The sequence below is a fragment of the Priestia sp. GS2 genome (genome assembly GCF_036409025.1).
Taxonomy (GTDB): domain Bacteria; phylum Bacillota; class Bacilli; order Bacillales; family Bacillaceae_H; genus Priestia; species Priestia aryabhattai_A.
On sequence record NZ_JAZGJX010000001.1, the window covers coordinates 3,437,543 to 3,458,759 of the forward strand.

Annotated in this window: 28 protein-coding genes and 1 pseudogene; 4 read left to right on the plus strand and 25 right to left on the minus strand. The window is 38.6% G+C overall.

The window, feature by feature from the left end; translation table 11 throughout:
- Window positions 1–23 precede the first annotated feature (23 nt).
- The 4 genes from V2145_RS17575 to V2145_RS17590 form a co-directional block, all read right to left on the minus strand.
- A complete protein-coding gene (locus V2145_RS17575; RefSeq protein WP_330988034.1) occupies window positions 24–1,505 on the minus strand; it encodes a leucyl aminopeptidase in 1,482 nt (493 codons plus the stop codon).
- A 148-nt stretch (window positions 1,506–1,653) separates the two neighbouring features.
- A complete protein-coding gene (locus V2145_RS17580; RefSeq protein ID WP_330988035.1) occupies window positions 1,654–2,271 on the minus strand; it encodes a 3D domain-containing protein in 618 nt (205 codons plus the stop codon).
- A gap of 116 nt (window positions 2,272–2,387) precedes the next feature.
- Entirely contained in the window at window positions 2,388–2,711 is a 324-nt protein-coding gene (locus tag V2145_RS17585; protein WP_094911186.1) for a YuiB family protein, read from the minus strand.
- A gap of 129 nt (window positions 2,712–2,840) precedes the next feature.
- On the minus strand, window positions 2,841–4,055 hold the full coding sequence (locus tag V2145_RS17590) for an NAD(P)/FAD-dependent oxidoreductase (protein ID WP_330988036.1): 1,215 nt from the start codon (window positions 4,053–4,055) through the stop codon (window positions 2,841–2,843).
- Between the two features lie 467 nt (window positions 4,056–4,522).
- Between V2145_RS17590 and V2145_RS17595 the strand changes: the two genes are divergently transcribed.
- On the plus strand, window positions 4,523–5,515 hold the full coding sequence (locus V2145_RS17595; protein ID WP_094911184.1) for an NAD(P)/FAD-dependent oxidoreductase: 993 nt from the start codon (window positions 4,523–4,525) through the stop codon (window positions 5,513–5,515).
- A 27-nt stretch (window positions 5,516–5,542) separates the two neighbouring features.
- Here V2145_RS17595 and V2145_RS17600 read toward each other — a convergent pair whose 3' ends face one another.
- The 17 genes and pseudogenes from V2145_RS17600 to V2145_RS17680 all read right to left on the minus strand — a co-directional run bounded on the left by V2145_RS17600 (window position 5,543) and on the right by V2145_RS17680 (window position 15,825).
- Window positions 5,543–5,995 carry a hypothetical protein gene (locus V2145_RS17600; protein ID WP_330988037.1) on the minus strand — a complete coding sequence of 151 codons (453 nt, stop codon included), beginning with the start codon at window positions 5,993–5,995 and terminating at the stop codon, window positions 5,543–5,545.
- A 291-nt stretch (window positions 5,996–6,286) separates the two neighbouring features.
- A pseudogene (locus tag V2145_RS17605) lies at window positions 6,287–6,379 on the minus strand (iron-sulfur cluster assembly accessory protein); the annotation flags it as partial.
- 195 nt (window positions 6,380–6,574) lie between these two features.
- Window positions 6,575–6,796: a hypothetical protein gene (locus V2145_RS17610; RefSeq protein WP_330988038.1), complete on the minus strand. Its 222-nt coding sequence runs from the start codon at window positions 6,794–6,796 to the stop codon at window positions 6,575–6,577.
- Entirely contained in the window at window positions 6,793–7,359 is a 567-nt protein-coding gene (locus V2145_RS17615) for a hypothetical protein (protein ID WP_330988039.1), read from the minus strand. Before V2145_RS17615 ends, V2145_RS17610 begins: the two co-directional genes overlap by 4 nt.
- 133 nt (window positions 7,360–7,492) lie before the next feature.
- Window positions 7,493–9,592: a phage tail protein gene (locus V2145_RS17620; protein WP_330988040.1), complete on the minus strand. Its 2,100-nt coding sequence runs from the start codon at window positions 9,590–9,592 to the stop codon at window positions 7,493–7,495.
- A gap of 146 nt (window positions 9,593–9,738) precedes the next feature.
- Window positions 9,739–10,101, minus strand: a complete 363-nt coding sequence (locus V2145_RS17625) for a hypothetical protein (RefSeq protein WP_330988041.1) — start codon at window positions 10,099–10,101, stop codon at window positions 9,739–9,741.
- A 103-nt stretch (window positions 10,102–10,204) separates the two neighbouring features.
- A complete protein-coding gene (locus V2145_RS17630) occupies window positions 10,205–10,765 on the minus strand; it encodes a hypothetical protein (protein ID WP_330988042.1) in 561 nt (186 codons plus the stop codon).
- Between the two features lie 152 nt (window positions 10,766–10,917).
- Window positions 10,918–11,397 carry a hypothetical protein gene (locus tag V2145_RS17635; RefSeq protein ID WP_330988043.1) on the minus strand — a complete coding sequence of 160 codons (480 nt, stop codon included), beginning with the start codon at window positions 11,395–11,397 and terminating at the stop codon, window positions 10,918–10,920.
- A 53-nt stretch (window positions 11,398–11,450) separates the two neighbouring features.
- Window positions 11,451–11,840 (minus strand): hypothetical protein, encoded by a 390-nt coding sequence (locus tag V2145_RS17640; protein ID WP_330988044.1) that lies wholly within the window; start codon window positions 11,838–11,840, stop codon window positions 11,451–11,453.
- Window positions 11,841–11,842: 2 nt separating this feature from the next.
- Window positions 11,843–12,520: a hypothetical protein gene (locus V2145_RS17645; RefSeq protein ID WP_330988045.1), complete on the minus strand. Its 678-nt coding sequence runs from the start codon at window positions 12,518–12,520 to the stop codon at window positions 11,843–11,845.
- Window positions 12,521–12,651: 131 nt separating this feature from the next.
- Window positions 12,652–12,921: a hypothetical protein gene (locus V2145_RS17650; protein ID WP_153301127.1), complete on the minus strand. Its 270-nt coding sequence runs from the start codon at window positions 12,919–12,921 to the stop codon at window positions 12,652–12,654.
- Window positions 12,918–13,079 carry a hypothetical protein gene (locus tag V2145_RS17655; RefSeq protein ID WP_330988046.1) on the minus strand — a complete coding sequence of 54 codons (162 nt, stop codon included), beginning with the start codon at window positions 13,077–13,079 and terminating at the stop codon, window positions 12,918–12,920. Before V2145_RS17655 ends, V2145_RS17650 begins: the two co-directional genes overlap by 4 nt.
- 107 nt (window positions 13,080–13,186) lie before the next feature.
- A complete protein-coding gene (locus V2145_RS17660; protein ID WP_330988047.1) occupies window positions 13,187–13,699 on the minus strand; it encodes a hypothetical protein in 513 nt (170 codons plus the stop codon).
- 123 nt (window positions 13,700–13,822) lie between these two features.
- Window positions 13,823–14,002: a DUF5659 domain-containing protein gene (locus V2145_RS17665; protein ID WP_239429236.1), complete on the minus strand. Its 180-nt coding sequence runs from the start codon at window positions 14,000–14,002 to the stop codon at window positions 13,823–13,825.
- 307 nt (window positions 14,003–14,309) lie between these two features.
- Window positions 14,310–14,747 carry a hypothetical protein gene (locus V2145_RS17670; protein ID WP_330988048.1) on the minus strand — a complete coding sequence of 146 codons (438 nt, stop codon included), beginning with the start codon at window positions 14,745–14,747 and terminating at the stop codon, window positions 14,310–14,312.
- 488 nt (window positions 14,748–15,235) lie between these two features.
- Entirely contained in the window at window positions 15,236–15,532 is a 297-nt protein-coding gene (locus V2145_RS17675; RefSeq protein WP_078989136.1) for a hypothetical protein, read from the minus strand.
- Entirely contained in the window at window positions 15,529–15,825 is a 297-nt protein-coding gene (locus V2145_RS17680; protein ID WP_078989135.1) for a hypothetical protein, read from the minus strand. The genes V2145_RS17675 and V2145_RS17680 overlap by 4 nt, the downstream gene beginning before the upstream one ends.
- 152 nt (window positions 15,826–15,977) lie before the next feature.
- On the opposite strand from V2145_RS17680, the gene V2145_RS17685 reads away from it, so the two are divergent.
- A complete protein-coding gene (locus V2145_RS17685) occupies window positions 15,978–16,223 on the plus strand; it encodes a helix-turn-helix domain-containing protein (RefSeq protein WP_061786267.1) in 246 nt (81 codons plus the stop codon).
- Between the two features lie 25 nt (window positions 16,224–16,248).
- Here the strand turns inward: V2145_RS17685 and V2145_RS17690 are convergent, their stop codons facing one another.
- From V2145_RS17690 to V2145_RS17700, 3 genes are read right to left on the minus strand one after another with little or no spacing between them, the layout of a single operon-like run.
- Complete coding sequence (locus tag V2145_RS17690; RefSeq protein ID WP_131887459.1) at window positions 16,249–16,719, minus strand: hypothetical protein; 471 nt, start codon at window positions 16,717–16,719, stop codon at window positions 16,249–16,251.
- 21 nt (window positions 16,720–16,740) lie between these two features.
- On the minus strand, window positions 16,741–17,331 hold the full coding sequence (locus V2145_RS17695; RefSeq protein WP_061786269.1) for a replication-relaxation family protein: 591 nt from the start codon (window positions 17,329–17,331) through the stop codon (window positions 16,741–16,743).
- Window positions 17,267–18,583 carry an FtsK/SpoIIIE domain-containing protein gene (locus V2145_RS17700; RefSeq protein ID WP_330988049.1) on the minus strand — a complete coding sequence of 439 codons (1,317 nt, stop codon included), beginning with the start codon at window positions 18,581–18,583 and terminating at the stop codon, window positions 17,267–17,269. The genes V2145_RS17695 and V2145_RS17700 overlap by 65 nt, the downstream gene beginning before the upstream one ends.
- 282 nt (window positions 18,584–18,865) lie before the next feature.
- Here V2145_RS17700 and V2145_RS17705 point away from each other — a divergent pair, with 282 nt between their 5' ends.
- Complete coding sequence (locus V2145_RS17705; RefSeq protein WP_330988050.1) at window positions 18,866–19,096, plus strand: helix-turn-helix domain-containing protein; 231 nt, start codon at window positions 18,866–18,868, stop codon at window positions 19,094–19,096.
- Between the two features lie 767 nt (window positions 19,097–19,863).
- Window positions 19,864–20,124 carry a hypothetical protein gene (locus tag V2145_RS17710; protein ID WP_061786272.1) on the plus strand — a complete coding sequence of 87 codons (261 nt, stop codon included), beginning with the start codon at window positions 19,864–19,866 and terminating at the stop codon, window positions 20,122–20,124.
- A 125-nt stretch (window positions 20,125–20,249) separates the two neighbouring features.
- Here V2145_RS17710 and V2145_RS17715 read toward each other — a convergent pair whose 3' ends face one another.
- Window positions 20,250–21,077, minus strand: a complete 828-nt coding sequence (locus tag V2145_RS17715) for a helix-turn-helix domain-containing protein (protein WP_330988051.1) — start codon at window positions 21,075–21,077, stop codon at window positions 20,250–20,252.
- Window positions 21,078–21,217: the final 140 nt, after the last annotated feature.

A 21,217-nucleotide genomic window follows, 5' to 3' on the forward strand; every position in this document is an offset into this window, starting at 1 on the left:
CTTTTTATTCACGATTATCCTGTTTAGAAATCACGAATTAATTGAGCTAACGTTCGAACCATGACCCCTGTTGCACCAGAAGGACCATATGCACCACCAGCATTTGTTGTAGCTGTTCCAGCAATATCTAAGTGAATCCAAGGTGTATTTTCTGCAAATTCCAACAAAAAGGTTCCTGCCATAATAGCATGTCCCTCTCGCCCTGGCGAATTATTTAAATCTGCTACTTTACTGCTTCTTACTTTCTTTTTATCTTTTTCTGTAATAGGAAGTTGCCAAATCGTCTCACCTGTATGCTGACTTGCAACCTGTAGCTTCTCATAAAAGGTAGAATCATTCGTCATTGCGCCTGTTGTATCTGTTCCTAAAGCTACAATCACACCACCTGTTAATGTTGCTACATCTACTAAATAGGAAGCCCCGTGATGTTTTGCATACGTAATAGCATCTGCTAGTGCTAGTCTTCCTTCTGCGTCTGTATTCAATACTTCAATGGTTTTTCCGCTCATAGCTGTAATAACATCATCTGGCTTAAATGCTGTTGCGCTAACTACGTTATCCGTAGATGGAATGACCATTACAACATTTTGTTTTGGTTTTGTTTCACCAATCACTTCCATTGCCCCTAAGACTGATGCTGCTCCACCCATATCCGTTTTCATCCCAACAATCCCGGATTTTGATTTGATTGAATAACCACCTGTATCAAAGGTGATACCTTTCCCTACCAAGCCAATAACATCTTTCCACTTACTTTTCCCTTGATATTTTAATGTAATCATCTTAGGGGGTTCTATGGAACCTTGATTAACGGCTAGCAAAGCTCCCATCCCTAACGTTTCCATCTCTTCTTTTTCAAGAATTTCGCATTCAAATCCATACTTATTAGCTAACTTTTGAGCATATTCTGCTAAGTCTGTTGCTGTTAACATATTGCTTGGCAAATTAACAAGCGTACGTGCTGAGTTGGTAGCTTTACCATACACATAGCCATGCTCAAAAGCATCTTCCACGCTATCAGAAGCAATGACATTGATTTTTTCCAGCTGAACAGTTGGCACGTTAGAACGCTTTTTATAATGTTCAAATTCGTATGTAGATAGTTGACTCATTTCACCTAATAAACGAGCCGTCGTTTCCTCACTAATAGCATCCGTGGTAAACGTTGAAAGTTCAATCGTTATCTCTTTAAATTGAGCTTTCTTCAGTTGTTGAAAGAGATTGCCGTAGGCTTCTTTTAGGATTTCTTCAGTAAGTCCACTTTTTCTCCCTAAACCAATAAAAATTAAGCGCTTTGCCCCAATCTTATTAAACGTTGGAATGGTGGAGACTTGTTTTTCATTGACGTTTATATCTCCCGCTTTTACAAGCTGCGAAAGATAATCATCAAATGTCGCATTAATCTTTTCTAAAGGGCCTTCAAATGAATCATTTCTATGAAAAATCCCTACTACTAGTGCTTCTGTTTCTCTCTCTAAATTTAAATTAGTATGTAACTGAATCATCTACAATCATCCTTTCATAGTAAAACCTTTTAAAAGCTATAGAGCTCTTTATATGTAATATTGTCTCATGAACAATTATAAATAACGAATATATTCACTTACGTCTAATTTATAGCAACCAAAATAAAACACCCATAGCATATGGGTGTTAGCGAACTAAATTAACTTTTTGCCTAAATACCTGCATCGATTTGTTTTCATTAAGAGCCGTTAGCTGCTGTTCAGACAGGGTTCCCTTACCTTTTTCAACTACGTATACACTAAGTTCTTTTTTACCCCACATTTTATAGACATCAGCTACTGTTTCAAAATATAAATCTAAATGATTACCTTTAATTGCTCCACCTTTATCCGCTACGACGCCGTATCCGTATCCAGGAATAAATAAAATTGTACCAATTGGGAATATTGATAAGTCTGCAGCAATTGTCGAGTATAAATCTCGTTTTACTTTTACACCTGAATATGTGATACCGTAACTTGGATCTGTAGGGTTTTTACCCGTTGACTCATACCCTGCTGTATACCCTGTGGCTAACACCGTATGGCTTGGATACGCTGACCAATCAAAAGCCTCTTCAATTGCTAATGGTTCCTTCTCAGAAGCATCCGCTCGAAGACTATGATTAACAGGTGTAGAATCAACCCTTAGCAGACTTTCAAACAAGACGGTAACGGGTACTCCTGTGACAGCTTCATAGGTTGTCAGCAATGCTCCTACAACAAGCAAAGACATACCAATACGCTTTATTAATGTTTTAATCATATGACTCTTTCCAACTCCTCCCACGAATCTATTTGTTTCCAAAGGAAAGTTAAATTATGCGTAGAAAGAGCAAAAACCCCTTTCTCATGAGAAAGGGTGCTTTCAATATTATCCACTTAAAACATTTGATATCCTCTTACCCTAAGCATTTTGATTGCCATCCCTGCCATAAGAGCACCTAAAAATCCAGATAGCAAAATAACGATATCTGCGGTAGCTAATGAAAGAAATCGTTCACCTAGCTGAGCAATTGATGTTAAAGGTTCTTGAACATACTTAACTGCTCGTACTTCATCTACAATCAAAATCACAATAACCGGATACGTAATCGCCATAATCCATGACATTCTTAAGAGCATATTCAATAAGAAACCGATTCCAAAAAACAACACAAAGAATAACAACATCGAAATAATTAATTCTGGTACACTCATTGCCATTTTTGATCCATCTCCCCGTCCTTCTTTCTTTAAGTGTACTTAAGTCAACAAATAGCGTCAATAACAGAATTTTTCGTTTATTGCACAAAAAAAAGGAGATTCTTATAGAATCTCCTTGCTCTAATTTATTTAAAAGAAATTAAATTTCCCTTTTTTAAGAACTAAACCAGCTCCACCTTGCAAGAATAAAGAGCGGTTATCAACAACTTTTTTCATAAATGATGCGCTTGAACCAAATAGCTTACGGCCGTATACAACGCCAATCGCATCATCATGACCTAAAGAACATACCGTACCTTTTAAATCTGCTTTAAAGTCTTTAAGCTCTTTTTCACCACGAATTAAGCGTGAAATGTTTTCTGCGCATGTTTCACCTTGCTGCATAGCTACCTGAGCTGTTGGAGGGTATGGACGATCATTTTCAGGATTAATCATAAATGAGCAATCTCCTACGATAAATACATCGTCATGACCTGGTGCTAAGAGGGAGTTGCTTACCTTAACACGACAACGATTATTTTCGAATCCTGCTTTTTCAATAATATGACTTCCTCGTACTCCAGCTGCCCATACAACAGTTGCCGATTTAATTTCTTCAACTTGGTCATCTTTTTCAACTAAGATGCCTTCTTCTGTACATTCTTTAATTGCTGTACCGATTTTAAATTCGACACCTTTTCTCTCAAGCTGTGTTACTGCATATTCAACCAATTCTGGATCGAACCCTGGTAAAGCTGTTGGTGCAGCCTCTACACAGACAATACGTACTTTTTCACGCGGAATATCAAACTCTTTGCAGAGCTGAGGGACGCGGTTTGCTAACTCGCCAACAAACTCAATTCCAGTAAATCCTGCACCACCAACAACGATTGTTAATAACTCATCACGCTTTACAGCTTCATTATTGTACGTTGCAAATACGTAATCAATATGTTCACGAATTTGACGCGCAGCGTTAATATTAGCAATTGAGAATGCATATTCTTTTAACCCTTTAATTCCGAAGGTTTCAGATTCATACCCTAATCCCACAACTAAGTAATCATATTCAAGTTCACTGTTTTCTAAAATAACACGCTTTTCTGCAGTATTAATATCCATTACAGTGTCTTTTACAAAGTTGACTTTTCCCGTATTAATTAAACTTTTAACTGGGAACCTTGAACGATCGTGATGTAATGTACCTGCAGAAACCTCATGTAACCATGTTGTTTCATAATGATAATCATTTTTGTTAACGAGCGTAATCTCAGCATCGTTTGTACCTAATTTCTTTTGTAAATGAACGGTTGTCATAATTCCACCGTAGCCAGCACCTAAGACAACAATTTTCGGCTTTTTCATTGAATGGTCATCCACCTTTTTTTAGTTTATAGTTATCAAATATTTGGATTAAAAGTCATAAAGTTATAAATAAGGTCTACTTTTTTATGTTAGTGTAAACAAGAAAAGTGATTGCTATCCATTTCTTTTCCCGGTTTTACCTCATAGTATTCCCAATAGTTTGTGAACCATTTCACGTAAGATGACATAGTGAACCCTTACTGAAACGATATTATATCTAAAAACATATTATGCTTTTTCACGTTATTTTTCAATACCTATTGATTGATTTATAAGCTTTTTAATTTTCAATCTCTTCATTAAAGAATGGAATTTCGCGAGCTATATTCTTCTTTTTTCCATATTTATAGAAGTGCTAAAAAGTTTTCTTTCTCCTTCAGTGCTTTATAATAAATTTTTATCTTTTAATTGTGCTATCATAACAGTAGACTTCTTTAACCTAAATTAACGAATGAGGTGACTAAATGATGAAAGAAGATAAACAAGTATACGATATCACCATTATTGGTGGTGGACCTACCGGGCTATTTACTGCATTTTACGGTGGAATGCGCCAAGCAAGTGTGAAGATTATTGAAAGCTTACCTCAATTAGGCGGTCAACTTTCGGCTTTATACCCTGAAAAATATATTTATGACGTTGCTGGATTCCCCAAAATTCGTGCACAAGAGCTTGTTAATAATTTAAAAGAACAGATGAAGCAGTTTAACCCAACTGTTGCGCTAGAACAAGCGGTTGAAAAAGTAGAAAAGCAAGCGGACGGTGTTTTTCGATTAACGACTAATTCAGAAGTTCATTATTCTAAAACAATTATTATCACAGCTGGAAACGGTGCTTTTAAGCCTCGTAAAATCGAGCTAGAGAATGCAGAGCAATTTGAAAAAGCAAACTTACATTATTTTGTTGATGATATGAATGCCTTTAAAGGACGCAAGGTATTAGTATGCGGCGGCGGTGATTCTGCAGTAGATTGGTCATTAATGCTTGAACCAATTGCAGAGCAAGTTACGCTGACACACAGACGTGATAAATTCCGCGCGCACGAGCACAGCGTAGAACAATTAAAAAACTCCAAAGTGGATATAAAAACACCTTACATCCCAGTAGAATTTATTGGTGAAGAGCGCATTACGCAAGTCGTTCTTGAAAATACAAAAGGTGAAGAAAAAATTGTGGTAGACGTTGATGATGTTATTGTAAACTTTGGCTTTGTATCATCGTTAGGTCCAATTAAAGAGTGGGAGTTAGAATTAGAAAAGAATACAATTGTGGTTAACTCTAAGCAAGAAACAAATATCCCTGGAATTTATGCAGCTGGAGACATTTGTACATATGAAGGAAAGGTAAAGCTAATTGTTGCAGGGTTCGGTGAAGGTCCTACAGCCGTTAACAATGCAAAAGCATACATTGATCCAAAAGCTCGCCTACAACCAATGCATAGTACATCAATGTTCTCGTAATCAAAAAGCGAATGACCATTTGAATGGTTATTCGCTTTTTTTTAGGGCTTCAGCTAATGCATGTAGTCCTTTTTTATCGTTCGTCTGTAACTGGACTTCATATTTAAGCTCTTCTTCACGAATTAAGTTAGTCGATACCTGATAATTCTTCAACTCACTTATATAAGTGTGGTACGGCAACAGGTTAAATGGCGATCCCACACTTTGAAAAATGAGCTGCGCTACTTCTTGCTCTTGAGTATTTAAATATAGAATTGATATCTGTTTGTTGGAATCCAAAAATAGGAGTGTAGTTTTTATTGGCAATGGTGTGGGGATATGTTGGATAAAAAGCATCGATTCAATTTTATCTTGCTTCTGAGATTTTATCGGAATAAACCATGCAGTTAGTTGTTGAATCATTTTTATCAAACGATTTTTTCTAAAAAAGCTTCCGTAACTATAGGCATTTGTTCGTAGTGTATTATTTTCTTCTACCAAACTTTGCACCTCCTCAAAAAACTAGTCTAAATAAAACCGGGTTTCTCATATAAAATTATAAATAATTCTGATAATTAAGTCAATTAAAATAACATCCTGTGTTATGTTTCATCACACGTTATTTTACACTCTATGCGCCATGATATACGTATAACCTTTATACAGCTCACCAGAATTAGAATTCCTAACAAAAAAATTGAAATAGCTAAGCTGACGTTATTCACGCAAAGTCAAAATATCCAAATAAAAAACAGCTCTATTCATTAGAATAGAGCTGTTTTTAGTACCTTGTTAACACTCTTCCGGTGTACCAGCGTTCGCTGCCGTGCGGAATGAAGATCCACAGCCGCATGATGCAATGGCATTCGGATTATCAATTGTAAATTAGCGTTCATGCTTACGTTAGCTTGAATCGCAATAATATCAACGTTTATAGCCGTTTTGGACGACTGTTTATATTCGAACAGATTGATTTCAACGTCATTACTTAACGGTGAATATCGTTAACTTAATAATACCCAAAAATCTACTAATTAACAAGTGCTAATAAAAAAAAGCACCTCCATTTTGAAGGCACCTCTATCGTCGTTTATTAGGCAGCTGAAACATCTTTTTTTCTACCTCAGTTAAAGCTTTAGGGTTTTTATTTTCTCTTAGACAATACTCGTACATCTTAGTTAAGTTATACCTTGGAGTACCTTTTGGAGCAGGAACAGCAATTTGTCCATTTTCAGGTTCATAACAGTCGGCTTTGTTGTCTAACATCGCTACTGCAACATTTGATTCATATGATTCAGTCATTCGAATCCTTCTGGATGAACTTTGGGTGTTCTGCATTTTAGAGAATTTGCCCATATAACCTCTCCCTTTCCTAAGATATCCTCACACAACTTTTTTGTTAATGATGCATTAAAATAGAATACATTGTCAACCAATTCTTCTCCACCTAAGTTAGAATAAAAATTTCTCGCTTCCTTCTTACTATGAGCTGATAACGCTCCATTGGTTTGATCATAGTACTCTTCACTTAAACTTAAATAACAACCATACGCTGTTAACTTCTTACCTATACCTTTATTCTCACGAGCAGGGTTATTATATCGATTCTGAAAAGCTACTTCTAATTGATAAATTGATAGAGACCCCTCTTCTGGCTCAAAAGCCACTAGCCCTTCAAGTCGTCTTGGTTTACTGTTAGTAAATAACCCGTAGACCGAACACTCTATTAAGAAAGGCTCATACCAATCCATTATAAACTTTCCGTCTAACAAAGCTCCACGAGCATTTAGATTGTTCAAATCGTCTAATGTTAATAATTCAATTACAGGGAGGTCCATCGTACTCTTTTTAGTATTAATAGTCATATCAAAATCCTCTTTAAATTATACCCTTTATTTCCACAATTATAACATTTACAGGTTTAACATCCAATATTTTCTTTCGACAAAAAAGGTAGATTCGCCTGTCAGCTTCGTAATAATCGCGTCCATATTTCACCTACTTTCCTCGTAACGCGTTATTCATGATATATGCTGCCGCATTTCTAGACTCGACCGCATTCCAAACATCATCACCGTCAAAGTTGTTCGAAACAGTTAAATAGATTACTTGCTGCTGTTGTGGAGCGCGTGTTGCTGCGTACGGTGCGCTAGTGTCCGTTTGTGGGAGTGTCGGCATAGAAGGCGTCATCCATTGCGTCATATCCGCGACTTTACTTAACGTGCTACGGCGTTCTTTGTCTAGACCGATTTGGAAACCGATTAATAAGTTTTTACCGATCATATCGCGCATCCATCTAGAGGGCGAATGAACTTTAAAGGCACCTGCGATTGTGTCTTTGATCTCGCCCGCGAGTTCGCTTGCTTTTGTGATAGCCGCGCTTGCCATCGATCCTATACCGTCGATTAAGCCTTGAATGATGTCTTTACCGATTTGGAAAAGGTCAATTCCTTCGAAAAATGCCTCAATTTTGGCCCAAATATCCTCGATTTTATCTTTGGCTGCATTCATCTTTGTATCAACTGCGCTCTTAAGCTTCTCGAAGCCATTTTCTACGCTAGTTTTGACGTTATCAACTGCCGTTTTAACCTTCGTCTTAATCGCTTCCCACACCTCGCTGACCTTCGTCTTGACGGCTTCCCAAATCGTTGTAAAGGTCGTTTTGATAAGATTGAGGCCAGTCTTAACGATTCCACTCACGAAGTTAATGCCGGTGTTCACGACAGACTTAAGAAACTCCCACGCAGCCGATACGATTTGCTTAACGCCTTCCCACATTAGGTCAAAGTCTCCGGTTAGGAGTCCTGCGAATACTTTTACAAGCCCCATAATAACGTTTAAACCAAAATCAACGACCGCCTTAATTAAATCCCAAGCCGTTTGGAATACGACTTTAATGACTTCCCAGGCCGCCTGTATGATTGGAGTAAGTATCGCAAAGGCTCCCATAACAATCGTTTGAATCGCTGTAAATGCGTTTTGCACAGCCATCATGATTTGCGCTCCGTGCTGATCCCAGAACGCCTTGATTTCGTTTAGTTTAGCTAATACGAACGCTTTAACTATCTCAAACGCCGGTGAAATTATCGTCATTAACCCCTGGAACACTTCAATCGCCTTGTCCTTAATCATCTGCCATCCGGTCAATACCGAATTTTTGAACCCTTCATTCGTATTCCAAAGGTATACTAAGCCGGCTGTTAACGCTACGATTGCTGCAGCTACGATCCAAACGGTCGCACTCATCGCAGCTAAACCGGTTACTAATGGAGCGATCATCGTCCAAACGGATGCGAACGCTGCTTTGAATCCTGCGAGTAGGCCTATTCCGATAGCTAACGGACTTAGTAATAACGTGAGCGCCGGTACCAGCATTACGATTCCCTGTAACACTTTCGCCATTGTAGGATGGGCGTTATTGAACGCTATAGCCATTTGCGCTATGGTATCGATAAAGTCGTAAACTTTTATCATAACGGCTCCGAACACATCCACCATCGGCTGTAACGCTTCGCGCACGGATGATTTCATACGGTTAAACGCTTCTTCGTAACCTGCCACGCTATCCATCGCTGCCTTGTGCATCGCGCCGTAAGCAAGTACCGACGTTGCTGCAGCCGCAAGAGCTACCATTTGAAATCGCATTACGCCTCGGTTAATTAATTGCTGCATATCGTAAAGCTCTTTCATATTTGCCGTAGGACCTAACATTTTAAGTGCTAAAACGGATGCGTGCCCTCGATTAGCGATTTTGTTCATCGTATCGGCTACTTTCAAGCCGGCTTGGTTAACGCTTAGTAACGGGTTTGACATACGTGAGTAATTAGACGAAATCTTCTCCGCCTGTGTACTCATATTCGTCATTTCGCCAATTGTAGCGAAGAATTCGCCTTTCATTATGCTGTTGTTTTTAATCATATTGTCCGTGATTGTCTTTTGCGTTTTACCTAGCTTCTCGATTTCGGTCATTAACTCGCCTGTTTTACCTGCGTATTGATCGGATGATTGACCCAACTTAAAAAAGCCGTACTCGACGGCTAGTTGTTCGGTCTTGAATATCTGCATATCTCGCTTGGCTTCTTTATATGCGTTTGCCATTTCGGAAGCCATCGACACAGTACTATCGGATAACTTGCCAACGCTTGCGCTGATACTGTTTGTGACGCTTGTAAGATTCCGACTTACGGAATTCATAGTCGAGCTGAAATCGTCGATTGCTTGGATACGATACGAAATATTAAGGCTCATCGCTTCTCACCAGCTTTTATAAGAATCTCGCGATATTCGTTCAGTAGCTTTCCGCCTTCGTCTAAAAGGGCGCTGGCTCGCTTATAATCGCTCATTTGGATGGCTGTTAAAGCCTTAATGTAAGTACGAAAAACTTCCGCAAGCTTGTGCGCATGGAAATACCGGTTTTCAAACTTAGTAAGCTTCGTTTCGTGCAGCTTTCTTAGGCCTTCTTTTAAGCGTTCTATAGCATTCGGGACGAAGGCATCAAGGTCTGACGGCTGTTTGACGGTTCGTAAGCTTGAACTGATTTCCCCGATTGTGTTCATTAAATAATTCACTGCGATGTTTTCTATCTCGTTGAATCGCTTTTCATTCATTTCTTTCACTTCCTTTGTTTTTGGTAGGAGATGATGCGCGGCTGCATACGAAAAAGACGCTCGATAAAGAGCGTCTTTGCTAAAAAGAAATCTATCTTATTATCTATTTTAAGGCTAAATAAGAAGTTACAAATGCTCCTAAGCTAATTGTTACGCCTATAAGTTGCATTCTTGCATTGTCAATACCAGTTAATTTTCTCTCTATTGTTGCAATAGCCTTAGATTCAACATTATCTAAAAAATATAATTGTTCGGAGATTGCTGCTGAATAACTATGCTTTTCATATATATCCGTCGCTAATAAGCAACGTTGATACTCAGTTGCGTCACTTCTAAAATCGACCAAATCATAATTATATCTAGCTAAATCCTGTAAAGTTAAGTTTAAACCTTTTTTACCAGTAAATATGTTCGCTTTTTCTTTATTAGCTTTTTTATTAATATCTTGATAAGTGTTTATTAGAACTTGCCCTATACCATATAATTCATTAAACCATATTAGGTATGCTCTATAATTTTCTATATCTTTCATTTTTAATGGATCAGGATGGTAACGTAAAGCTTCCTCATAATGATTATATTCCCTCTTACCACTTAAAACATCAGTATCATATGAAAAGATATTATTAAATGCTTGGTGCCGATTGTATATTTTATTTCTCATTATTATTTCACCCTAAATTATTTTAACAAAAATTCCAAAAAATGAAAATGAATTCAGTTATATATCGCCTTTATTTAAGTACTAATTATCTATTGCACTACGCCAATTACTATCAGCCCTAAACCACCTAAAATTTACAGGAGATTGCCAGGTCAATAAAAAATCTTTATTAATTCCTGCTTCATTTTTAGATAATAGCCTATGTCATTCGTATTTTTCGTTGCTGTAGCTTTCGAAAATAGTTGAGCCAAAGTATCCGAGGTTATTCTTAAGTCTTGAATACTGACTTTCGATAAATCAATGCTACGTCCAAGCCATTGCATCTCCTCATCGCCCGTTATGACAAGCTTTCGGCTTTCTGTGGTCGACATTTGCAACTCGCTTTGGTTAAACGCAGGTACTAAGGACCCTTGCGTAATTGCCCATTCGCTATTAGAAAATGCCTGAACGTTAACCTGAGAAATATTGGCCGGCACAATCATAAATTCTCCCTCGCTATACTGTCGCGATTGGGTCATACCGTTAATTACGTAACTAATGGTTAGATTATCACCCTTATCGACTTTCAGATATGGGAATCCGGTTGTAGGGATAGTGCCGTTTCCTTTGCCGTTTACAGCCTTCTTATTCATTTCATCATCTCCTTCAAATGTAAAAAGCCCGGCGCAATGCCGAGCCTTCTGATTTATTTACATTTTATACGCTTGACGCCTTCCGGTAGATAATCAGCGTGCATTAGCCGGTTAAATCGCTTTACATCCAGCTCTGTCACTAACGGAATTTCTGTATGATTTTCAAAATCAACGGGAGGAGCTACGTGCTGATATTCGCGATCAATTGTAGTTCGCATTGCTAGTTCGTGTATGTCTCGGAAGATAATGCTATATTCGTGCTTAACTTCCACCATATCAAGAAGGGCGTTAAAATAATCTGACTTTGCTTTTTTCATACGCTTGATGATTGGGTCTACCTCTGACTCTTTTACGAGCTTCCTGTAGTTTGGATAGTCCAGCAGTAGCGCTTTAGGTGTTGTCTTTGATTTTTTGTATTGATTATAAGCAGTCCATTTTTGCATTGTCAATTACCTCCTTCTAGTTCTTTTACAACGTCTTCACCAAAAGTAGCTTTTACGTTATCTAGAACTGCCCCGCTGAACACTTTCGCATGCTGCATTTGCTCAACTTGCTCTAAAGAATGCCTCGCTTCTAGAGCTTCGTCCGTCATAAAACCGGTCGACAAGTGTTCGTATGTTTTTGCTAATGTTTGTTTGATTCCAGGAGCTGAAGCGCCTGCATTTACGATAATTGGCCCGATAATGTTGCCGAATTCCTGCTTGAATTGGTTTGCGATATACGGATCATTAATTCCAGCAGCGAATTTTGTGACCGTCTCCTGTGCTGCGCCCGGATTTAAAGCAAGTAATACGTTTGTTTTAAGTTCGTTTACAGCTTCGGCATACTTCGAAAGTTCTTTTTCGCTTGGTTTTGCTAACGTTTTTTCTAAAACCCTTTCCGAATCCGCCTTCGCTTTTTGTAACGCCTCGAGATATTCACACTCAACTTGAGTCTTCAAACGCTTAACTTCGTCTTTGTAATCTTCCTTCAAACTATCGAGTAACAGACGTTTGCCTTCATCTGATAACTTGATATCCTGTCTGATTTTACTAGATTCAGACGTGAATCGCTGAGTTAGTTCCCTATATCTCCCGCTTGATTCGTTTAAGATTTCATTGGCTTGGATAATATTTGTTTTCATAGTTAATTCCCCTTTTCATTTTTATTAGATTTCAGTCTAAAAAAGGCTTATTAGATAGTCGAATTTGGCGCCTTAGTGTCGTCTTTAATACTATTAGTCTCCGATCGTCAAAAGCGCTTAAAAATGTCTATCTAATCGTTCAAACGTCTTGCTCTCATTTTAGCTAAATGGTCCTGCTGTTTTTCGGACGGAACATTATACAACCGCACCTGACTTGGCGCTAAATAGCCTTCGATGTCAATAACCATTCCATCATCGTCTGTGTACGCCCTAGTAACCTCGCCAACTTTCGTTAATTGGTCGATATGTTGCTTTGATGTGCAACGGAATTTCCACTGTTTTTGCACAGCATCGTATAATAATAGCGTTTCCTGTTCTTCTTTCGGATAAAAACCCATCAATACCACTCCTCCTCTTCGATAATTTCTTCCTCTTCTTCTTCGTACTCGGGTTCCGGCAGGTATTCAATTGTCCCATCACGATAAAGAATTGCTTTTCGGACCGTTTCAGAATTGTTGCCCCAATGCTCATAAACATCAATTACTTCTCCAATTTTCAATGTTTGCTACCTCCTGGCCAACGCTATAAATTTAAAGATAGGTATTTTTATTATTTATAAGGGAATCCGGTTAAGAACTCCCTCTACCTATACCTTTTTGTCGCCATTTAAAATTCATCTAGTTTATCTCCATGGTAGTCCGGTAATCTTTTTGTTTTACGCTTATTGCCTGTACCGTAACCGTCTTTTCCGTTGTGAATATAATCCAATCTTGACAAGCTCATCGGCCTTTCAAACTTCCAACCTATTTTCAACATTGCATACTCGTTCGCCCAAAAGGGGTACTCCAGCCACCAAAGGTATAAATCTTGTAGCCTTTCTTTTTTAGGTTTTGGATTAAACAGTGCTTTTTCCGCACGCCTTTTTGCAGTTTGTAACGTTTTATATGATGTTTTGCAGTCGTCACAGCAAGTCCGCTTCGTATTTCGTAAGCTTTCGTCATAAAACCAGTAATTGCAGTAGTCACAACGCTTAATTCTCTTCTGATTTGGTTCGTTTAAGTCTCCATTTAGAAAAGCTGGTAACAAAGCCGAAATTTCATCACGTGTTTTTCCTACGAAAATTTGATCCGCGTAGCTAATTGCACCTTTTCCTGGATCTCGATATGTGTTATTTAACATTGGCAGCTTCCTCTCTATTAGATAGGTGTTTTAGATGCTTAGAATCACTTCGAATAGTAAGGTACTCGGAAGAGAAGTTATATTTCTAAATCCCCTATTAGAAAGGCTATTTTTCGACTTAAATCACGCGTTATCGGCTCCAAATAATCCTTCAAGTTCAGATTGCAGCTCATTCGTGTTTTCAAAGACAAAAACTAGTCCTTTCCTTTGTTTTCGTGCAGGTTCAATTCCCACTAAGTTAAACCCTTGCTTAATCAAGTGCCTTGCTACTCGTAGTGAAAAAATACATTTATATTGATTCATTTTGTGTCCTCCTAATTCGGGCGTGGCGCGAGGCCGGTTCCCTATGCTCTTAATCTTTTATCTTTTAATAAAAGAATTCTTCGACAAGTACTATACTCAAGTAATTCGTTAGAATTACGAAGAGCTGTATGAGTTTACGAATACAGTATCTTTTAATGACTCTGTCTCCTTACGGTTTTAAAGGGGGCAGTATCATTTTAAATCTCGTTATTAAATCTCGTTATATAAATCTAGTTAGCGTATAAATAACGGCATAACATTATGCTGTTTTCTTCCGTACGTTACGCTTTAATTTTCCGTAACATATTTAATCTTTATCTCGATACCTTGCCATACGTGCACTCGCCTGCTTTCGCGACTCCTCTAACTTTCGTAATGACTCTAAATAGTTATCCCATGCGTCAGGATACCTTTCGTAAAATTCTTCCGAAGTTAAAGGTTCATACGGTACATAAGCGTTTCCGTGAATTGTCCCTTCAATTATTTCGATTAACCCTATATCGCGTAGAATGCTTAAATGATCGCCTGTTGTCCGCGTTGTCTTTCCGTACTTTAACGCCAACGTATCTTTGTTAGGAAAGGCATATCCGAATTCATCTTCGTTGTAATAGTCGATAATTAAGGCGTACAGATAAAACATTTCCGCTTTAACTTTTCGGTGATTGATATAGTGCGATAAATCAGACGGTAACTTAATAAAATTTCGTTGATAAGCGTCTTTCTTTTTACTAAACGGTTTCTTCATAAATTAGCAGCTCCTTTTCGTTAGTAGTTTTTATATAAAGCCGGCATTGCCAGCGTATTGTCATCGGATAATATGCCGAAGAGTATTGCAGCCGCGCACCCGTTAACTGATATTACGAAACATAAATTCGCTTTGCACAATCGCTATAGTGTAAAAGACGATTCCCAACCGGAATTTGTACAACGCCTACCACAAATAACGGACGCTACTCCGAAAGTGGATGTTCTACAGAATAATATCCGCGAGTTTTTAAAAGTGGACATTTCGCCTACACTTTATATAAAGCGTTAGGTCGCAAAAGTGGACGTTATAATTGATATAAGACTGTTATTTGCTCCGTTGTACAAAAAAGAACGCAAAAAAAAGCGCTACAATTGCCGTTGTGCGCCTGGTCACTACATATATACGATATCTGCCAGCTTTTTGATTTCCGTTGACCTAAATCCCATTAAATGTTAATGTATTGCTAAGTAATATTTCGTCTGGAACTAACGGTTGCCTCCGTTGGTTCTTTTTTTATGCGCTAATTCAGCGAAAAGATCTGCCACTGACATTTCCGCTATAAAACTCAGGTCCATTCCGTCCAATAGCTCGGGCCCAAACAAGTGTGTTTCGATTACAGTTTTCCAATCTTTTACCGTACCGTCCGCCGTTCTACGCAAAACTTTATGAACGGTCAACCCTTCATAACCTTTCGCCAGGTACAGTTCGTCGCCTAATCGAACTACATCCCGCTTTATTAGCTCGGTGCTATCGTCATAAACGTACAAGTAGCGTTGTTTCATAAGGCATCGCCTGCTAATTTCGCTATAAGTTTAAACATCCCCACTGCCGAAAGATCTTCGATTTCTTCCATCTTCAAACTTCTGACACCTTTATCTTCGTTGTAATCATTTAAATGAGCTAGTTCATCTAAGAAGACATAGGATCCATCCAAACTCTTTGCTACTCGCTGCAGTAACAACCCTCCGTCAACATCCGGATACAAGATAACGTCGTTTTCTATGAACAAAACTTTTACCTCTTCATATGTTGTTTCTCCTTCTAACTGCCATTTAATTTTTACGTTTTTCACCATTCAAACCATCCGCCTTTTATTTATATTACGAATATACGCTTTTTCGTATATAGTTAATTTGATTATAGACTAGCTTTTTTTATTCGTCAATACGCTTTTTCGTATTTACGCAAAAATACTTTTAGTTTATAATTTACTTAAGAGGTGAAGTCATGTACAAGATTCATGTTAAATTAGCTGAAGCTATGGAAAGCCGTGGTATTCACACGCAAAAAGAGTTGTTAGCTTTAATAAAAGAAAAGACCGGCGAAACTCTTCGCGCAGCTACAGTATCAGATATGTATAATAATAAGAGCACGAACTTAATCAATCGAAAATACTTAGAAATCATTGCAACAGCGTTAGAAATTCAAAACATCGGTGAGCTAATCGAGCTAGATACTTCGGAAACAAAATAAAAGCGCCTTTTGGGCGCCTTCTTAATTAGATAATCGCTAGTGGTATTATCAAACCAATACTATTACCGACCCCTACAATAATCTTCATAAAAGTTGGCATTAACTGAACTAATACATAACCTAAAGATGCATTTTGTATTAATGATATCCCCTTATCTTTTTGATTTATCATAAACATTAAGCCACCAGACGACAGCATTACTAACGCAATAGGGTAAGACAACGCTTGAATTATGTCGACTAGAGGCATTAGCGCATCTACGATCTGCTCTTTTGCATGGTTTTTGACATACTCGCCTGGTCCTGCGGCATATGCATGATTAGAAGAGCTTACACCTGACAATCCTATGGTCGTTACGCCTGCCAGCGCGATCAATGCATGCTTTACTTGGTAAGCTCTTGTTCCCTTTTTAATTTGCTTCACTATGCCAGCCGAGTCCCTCTTTCGTATGAATTCACTGATGGTCCCTACCGTTTCAACTTTGCGATTAAACATTTATACCGCTTCCCCTCTTCATTAGATGAAATCCGATATTGTAAATACCTTTACGTCAAGGCCTTCGCATAGCTCTTCTAGCTTCCTACTTCTATATTCTGTCGTTGTAATCCAAATAAACGCTGGTTCCCTATCGAATACCCCGAGATCAATCAGTTTGCGATACTTACTCATTTTCGTTTTATTAGCCAACATTGTTTGAGTGTGATCTACTTCTATAATGTAATAACGACCCTCATGTGAGAATAAAGCGTCACAAATGGCTTTTACTCGGTTAGGAAGTTCAAGTTTCACTTCGTTTTTCCATGTCTCGGGACAGCCATACGCAATGTACAAGCTATTTCGCATGATAAAATGGCGTGCCTGAAGTGTTTTTTTACGGACTTTCTTAGCGTTAACTAGTTCTCGGCCCTCTTTCGTTAAATAGTAAATCGCTTCACCGTCGCGAAAATAAGTTACGTATCGACTCATGTCCTTTAGCACACGCGATGTATTTCGAGGACTGCCTAAATTGTGAATAGCCTGCAGCTGTGAACGACTGAGATAATCACACCTCTTCAATGATAAGCAGATCTCGATTTGACGTTGTTCCTTCTTGATGGCTTTCTGCATTTGCATACGGCTCCTTTCGCGATGTGATGTTAATATACGGACCAATAGTATTTTGAATGAAGCTATCGTCAATAAATGGCGTCTGCACGATATTAGTTTGATCCGTTTGATATATTGCTCTTCCTTTGATTAACGGCAACTTTTCCGCTCCTTCTTCGTCCAGCACAACACGACTTGCTACCGCATTTCTTACACGAAAGCACAATTTCGCTTCACTATTCTGCTTACATTGTCGTGGGATAACATCGCCAGTCGGATACTGAGTCGCCAAAACCTGTCTAAAGCCTAAACCTGCGCCTAACCTCGCAATCTGACTCATGTACTTTTGACATTGTTCTTTAATCTGCCGTTCTTCCTTCGTTACAGCCTCTTGCGGATTCAATTCTCCTACCTCATCGATAAGAATAAAGTGTCGTCCGGTAATATGCGTATCTTGGACCTTACGCTTATTCAATTTCCGCAACGTTTCCTGCATGGTCCGCATATCTTTATACGCCTGTTCTAACGCTACTAGAGCTTCTTCAGGTTCGTATGCGATGTGCTTTACTTGATTAACATTTTCATAACCGCCAAATTCAACCCCGCCTTTTAGATCAATTAACGTAAAGCTGACGTTATTGGCTTGCGTAGATATCAACGAGCTAATCAGAGCGTTAAGAAAGTTCGACTTTCCGTAGCGTGTGGCGCCTCCAAGCGCTAAATGCGGCGTTGCTTCGAAATCATGTTTAATTAGTTTTCCAGCGCGATTAATCCCAACCGGTATCTGCCAACCGTTCAACTTACGTGATAAGGATTCCGTATAAGAAAAATGATCGGTTAACGCTTCAGTATAGACTTTGAATCGTAGCATACCGTCGAAAGTTAGCTCAATTTCCTTTTGCGCGCTTCGCTTTCTCTCAAATAAGCTACGAACCTGCGTCAAAAGGTCTTTGTTCAACTGGACAGACCTTATATCTTCGAAAGATACATTTATTAATCTTCGTTTGATATTTAAGCCGTCTTGAAAACGATCTAGCTTCTCTTTAAATTGATTTACCGACATTCCCTGCGGCATTTGATAGACATACTCCGTATAACCGGCGCCTCTAGTTCTACGGTGAATTCTAATTTTTTGCCCATCCTGCGCAACAAGACCCGCGTTCGCTGCAATTCGCTCTATCCTCTTCGCATCATTACCTCCTCCGTGTTGATAGACGTAGGTTGAAGCTAAGACGCTACTCATTGCAATTGACGATAGTATTTCGAATATCACAACACCACCTCCGAATCTTAATATCTGATAAGATAGTTTCTTGCAAATAGAACGATTCAAAATGGCTTCAGACGTTGGTAGAAAAGGATTTCTAGAGACGTTTTAAAATACTAGCCGCGAAATTTCATACGAAGAGAGAAACGGGCTGTTCTATGCGTATTGTGAAACGTATTTTGACTCGCTTAGTGAATGGTATTCTCGCCCGTTTGTCCGTTATGTCATTAATTTGCGCTCGGTTTAAAAAATGACATTTCGGTCAAGCCTATTAACGAGGTGATAAGGATGTTTAACTTATTCGGATTAGGTAAGAAGCGAACAGAATTCGGTAGTTGGTTAGATCGTGAAGGCATTTCTCAGATTGAATTAGAAGAAAAGGCGCAGCTTAGTCGTGGAACGATTTCGAGGTTATGTAACGATAAAGAGTACAAACCTAAACATTCAACGCTCGCAAAGGTGCGCAGAGGATTAAAAAAGCTTGGTAAAGACGTGCCAGAAGACTATTTTAAAATGTGATAGAATCGAAGGATCAAAGTGTTTTTTAGATATCCGCATTTAAGATACGGTAGGCAAGGATAATTACGATTATAGAGCCGCCCCCCTACCTTAACGCCCTGAGTTTTAAAATTTCGTAAGAAAATGTCGCAGCTTAGGTGGAAGGTTTCCATTTATGCCTACCCCGCCCATTCATTATCAATGTATTTGATATACATTATCAGTTCCTGTAACATATCTTATGTAAACTAGCACTTAGAATAACCCTTGATACATCAACGTTTGTTAACTTCCGAAGAATTATACGCTATACATTATTTATGCATGCTTGATATGACGCGGTTTCTTACCCGTATAATGTTACCGATCGTCCTTCGTAATGAATAAAATACTGCATAAACCCCCTGAGTTCCAAAGACCCCTTCCGTCCCAGGCACGTGAGGCTGATAATTCCTTACGCTAACTAACGTACGATCTAGCGCTAAATACACGTTCCTTCTATATGTACGACTGTATAGGCTTAACGTAATGTCAAAGCATTTTGAGGGTCGCGCGTAACACTGGCTCGGCTGGTTAAACGTACTATAAAACCGGAAGATATCGTCCGATTCAGTTCGACGTAATATCACGTTATAGATCGAGTTTCTTCTATATGATGCGTAAAATAAGTACGTCTCAAATTCTATCGAACTCTCACTTCCGGTAAGTAGATAGCTTAAAATTGAAATGCGACTACAAAAACGTTAAAATAATATTGGTTTACGGACTCTCCCATTAAGGAGAAAAAAATGTACAATCAAAAACAGCTTTCAGAAGAACTAAAAATTCCTCAATCAACGCTAAGTGAACGAATTAAACGGTTTGGGACCTTAATCGATACTACTTACGAAGATGGGAAAATTAGTTATACTGAATGTGCTAAGGAGCAAATGATATTAATCGAATACGCTTACCAAAATAAGAATTTAGGTTTAGATATAAAACTAGAATTATCAGCTTTACTGGTTGCTTATAAAACCATTTACAGAGTCCAACAAATGAAAATCTAAAAAATAAATAACATGGAGAGTCCGTAGCTATAACTAGCTATACTTACGAGTACGTACATAAACGTACTGACGGAGTAATACGCTATATAGTTGCGGACTCTTTTGCGAAATAAACCAACGAAAGATTACACGTTATTTAGCCAATTAAACAACGGATTTTCCCTGCGCTTCCACACCGCCAGCTTTGCCTCCACTATGCGATAAAAATATCCTTCGAATGTATTACGTATCTTACTCAACTTCTTAGCGAAAATAGTCTCTTTAAACGCCTGTATAACATCTGCTAACACTTCCGTCTCTTCTAACGGCAGAGTCACTTCGCTCTTTTTATAGGCAACTAATACTCGATTCCATAAACGATAAATAGTATCGGCCGATCCATAAAAAGGCGCAGTGGCGTCTACGAAAGCTTCCGGTACATTAGAAGGCGTAAATGATTCGTCTAACTCGACCTCTTTAACGTTAATTCGTTTATTAATTCTCTTAGAAGGCAATGTTTTAGAAATCTCTGTTTCGGAGCTACCTTTCGCTTGTTCAACGCTTGATACGGCAGGCTTTGGCGCATCTTCACGGGGCGACATTTCCGCAGTGACAGGCGGAGTGACACAGCCGTCCACAGTTCGGATCACATATACGTTGTGGCCCGATCCTCCTTTCGCTCGAATAGTTGATTTCCGCTCAATGACACCGTAAGATGCCAGCACTTTTAATGCGCGTTGTACCGTACGCTTACTGCATTCCGTTAAGTTAGCGATAGTTTCCACCTTTAAGAACGCTACGCCAACGATTTTACATGCGTAACGAGATAACGTTTTAAGAATACGAATAGCTGACGGCGTTAGTTCGTGCTTGTATGTATATAGAAAGCCGCGAATAGCTTCGTTCATTTCATTTACGTTAGCGAACGATTGCAATTGCTTCATTTCGCTATAATTAGCTGCATTTAACATCATATATTCCCCCGTTTGGGACACATACAAGCACTTTTGGACGCATTTGAATAAGCGTTGACTTTTTACGCTTTTTTCGATACCATTTAATTAGCGATTAGATGGGCGTCTGCTTTGTGCAGGTGTCCTCTTTTTTTGTCTTT